Below are 2,938 nucleotides of genomic sequence, written 5' to 3'. Positions count from 1 at the left end.
GCCTATGACGGCGTATTCATCGGCGCCACCTGGGCGCGCGAAATGCGCAACCTGATGCTGCTGTCGCTGGTTTTGTTCCTGGCGTCGTGGTTTGCGCTCCGACCGCTCGGCAACACCGGACTATGGATCGCGCTGTTGTCACACTACGTCTGGCGCGGCGGCCTGCAGGCGCTGCGCTATCCGGCGATGGTGCGGACCTCGTTCTCGGCGCACTGAGTTTTCATCAAATCGCTCAGGCCAAATTAACCCGACATTGATGCCCGTATCACGTGCGGGAAATCGACACTTCGCACATTCGCCTTCCGCAAATACCATCTTTCCAACACAACAGAACGATGCAGGGAGAGACGGATATGTGTGAGACGTGCTGCAGCAATGTATCGCGACGAACTCTGATGGCCGGCGGCCTCGGCTTGCTCGCCGCAGCCTCGCTGCCGCTGGCCGCGCAGGCGCAAGCCCAGGCGAATGCGCCGGGCGACACGCCCGACGCTGCGCTCGACAAGCTGATGCAGGGTAATGAGCGCTACATCGCCGGCCAGATGCGCGAGCGCGACTTCTCCGCGGGCCGCGCCGCACGAGCCGAAAGCCAGGCGCCGTTCGCCGCGATCCTCGGCTGCGCCGACTCCCGTGTGGCGCCGGAACTCGCCTTCGACCAAGGTCCCGGCAGCCTGTTCGTGGTGCGCGTCGCCGGCAACTTCGTCACGCCGGACGGTCTTGCCAGTCTCGAATACGGCGCCGCGGTGCTCGGCACCAAGGTGATCATGGTGCTCGGCCACAGCAATTGCGGCGCCGTCAACGCGACTGTCGCAGCGCTGCAGAAGGGCAACGACCTGCCCGGCCACATCGGCGATCTGGTGCGTGCGATGAAACCCGGCATCGAACCTGTCCTGCAAAAGAAGGAGGAGGATTTGCGGCACCAGGCGGTGATCGCCAATGTCCGCGCCAACGTCCGGCAATTGCAGGAGTCGAAGCCGATCCTCGCCGACATGGTGAGCAGCAAGAAGCTGCGGGTGGTCGGCGGCGTTTACGATCTCGCCAGCGGCAAGGTCGAACTGGTCTAGCGGCACCGATCGGCGCGCCGGGGCGAACAGCCTCGTCCCTGCGCGCAACGGTCGCGGCATCCGGCGATGGTACGGGTTACGTTCCTGGCACAGACGGCCTAGATCAGGGCGACGGCATCTGAGCCAGTTCGACGGAACCCGAAATGCAGGTACGATTTGTCGGCTGTGGCGACGCGATCGGCTCTGGAGGCCGGCTCAATACGTGCTTTCACGTCTCGGGGCAGAGCGTCAATTTCCTGATCGACTGCGGCGCGACTTCGCTGCCAGCGCTGAAGCGCTACGGCATCCTGCGCGAAGACCTCGACCTGATCCTGATCACGCATTTCCACGCCGATCATTTCGGCGGTCTGCCGTTCATGATGCTCGACGCGCAATTCATGAAGCGCAAGCGGCCGCTGGTGATCGCCGGTCCGCTCGGTATCGACATTCGGCTGACGCGGCTGATGGAAGCGATGTTCGAGTATTCCTCGGCGACCAAGCCGAACTTCGATCTGCAGGTGCTGGCGCTAGAGCCCACGGTGACGCGGCAGTTCGGCGCCGTGACGGTGACGCCGTTTCCGGTGGTGCACGGCGATTCCGGCGGGCCGTTCTTCGCCTATCGGATCGAAGCGGAGGGCCGCATCCTCGCTTACAGCGGCGATACGCAATGGACCGATCAGCTGGTCGCCGCCGCGCACGACGCCGATCTCTTCATCTGCGAGGCCTACACCTACGAGCGCACGGTGAAGAACCACATCAGCCTGAAGGCGCTGGAAACGCATCTGCCGGAAATCAATCCGAAGCGCGTGATCCTCACCCACATGGGCGACGAGGTGCTGCACAAGCTCGACACCGTCCCGCACATGGCGGCGAGCGACGGACTGATCGTGCCTCTGTAGTAAGGTCTCACCTAGTCATTCCGGGGCGCGCGTAGCGCGAACCCGGAATCTCTGTGCCCAAGTAATTGCGGGATTCCGGGTTCGCTCGCTGCGCGAGCGCCCCGGAATGACAGGGTGTGAGTAGCAGAACTTCAGCCGCTTAGACCGGCCACTCTTCCGCAGTAATCATCGGGGCGTCGGCGCCGACGATTTCGGCCAGCGAATCGCGGCCGGTGCGGAGCAGGGTCGAGGCGAGGTCGGCCTTGATGCTCTCGACCAGGCCGAGGCCCTTATAGACCAGCGCCGAATACAACTGGACCAGCGTGGCGCCGGCGCGGATCTTGGTCAGCGCCGCGCCGCCGGAGTCGATGCCGCCGACGCCGATCAGCGGGAACGCGCCCTCGGCGCGCACATAGGTCTCCGCCACCATCCGGGTCGACAGCCGGAACAACGGCCGCCCCGACAGCCCGCCCTGCTCGTTCATCTTGGTCCGCTCGCGCAGCGTCGGCGAGCGCGACAGGGTGGTGTTGGCGACGATCATGCCGTCGACCCGGCGTGACCTCGCGATATGCACGACATCGTCGAGTTCGCCGAGCGACAGATCGGGCGCGATCTTCAGGAGCACCGGCGTATCGCCGGCCGCCGCTCGCACCCGCTCGCGCGCATCGATCACCCGCGCCAGCAGATCGTCGAGTGCCGCCGCCTGCTGCAGATTGCGCAGGCCGGGCGTATTCGGCGACGAGACGTTGACAGTGAAGTAGCTCGCCAGCGGCGCGAAGGTCTCGATCAGCTTGACGTAGTCCGCCACCCGATCGTCGCTATCCTTGTTGGCCCCGACATTGACGCCGACGATGCCGCCATATTGCGCGCGCGCCGCCAGCCGGCGCAGCACCACCTCGGCGCCCTCGTTGTTGAAGCCCATGCGGTTGATCACCGCTTCGTCGCGCCCGAGCCGGAACAGCCGCGGCCGCGGATTTCCGGCCTGCGGCTTCGGCGTCACCGTGCCGACCTCGACGAAGC

The 2,938-nt window shown here is 65.3% G+C and carries 3 protein-coding genes and 1 pseudogene; 3 read left to right on the top strand and 1 reads right to left on the bottom strand.

Annotated features, from left to right (window positions below):
* From DYI24_RS24385 to DYI24_RS24375, 3 genes and pseudogenes are all read left to right on the top strand, one after another.
* Positions 1–216 (top strand): annotated as a pseudogene (locus DYI24_RS24385) (MATE family efflux transporter); the annotation flags it as partial.
* Positions 217–353: 137 nt separating this feature from the next.
* Complete coding sequence (locus tag DYI24_RS24380; protein WP_107354260.1) at positions 354–1,061, top strand: carbonic anhydrase; 708 nt, start codon at positions 354–356, stop codon at positions 1,059–1,061.
* Between the two features lie 143 nt (positions 1,062–1,204).
* On the top strand, positions 1,205–1,939 hold the full coding sequence (locus DYI24_RS24375) for an MBL fold metallo-hydrolase (protein WP_164574156.1): 735 nt from the start codon (positions 1,205–1,207) through the stop codon (positions 1,937–1,939).
* A gap of 139 nt (positions 1,940–2,078) precedes the next feature.
* Here DYI24_RS24375 and DYI24_RS24370 read toward each other — a convergent pair.
* A partial coding sequence (locus DYI24_RS24370) for a quinone-dependent dihydroorotate dehydrogenase (protein WP_164574155.1) occupies positions 2,079–2,938 on the bottom strand: 860 nt, incomplete at its 5' end.

Source organism: Rhodopseudomonas sp. BR0C11 (genome assembly GCF_010820945.1).
In the GTDB taxonomy this organism is placed as follows: Bacteria; Pseudomonadota; Alphaproteobacteria; order Rhizobiales; family Xanthobacteraceae; genus Rhodopseudomonas; species Rhodopseudomonas palustris_H.
This window is presented reverse-complemented; position numbering and strand designations above follow the sequence as displayed.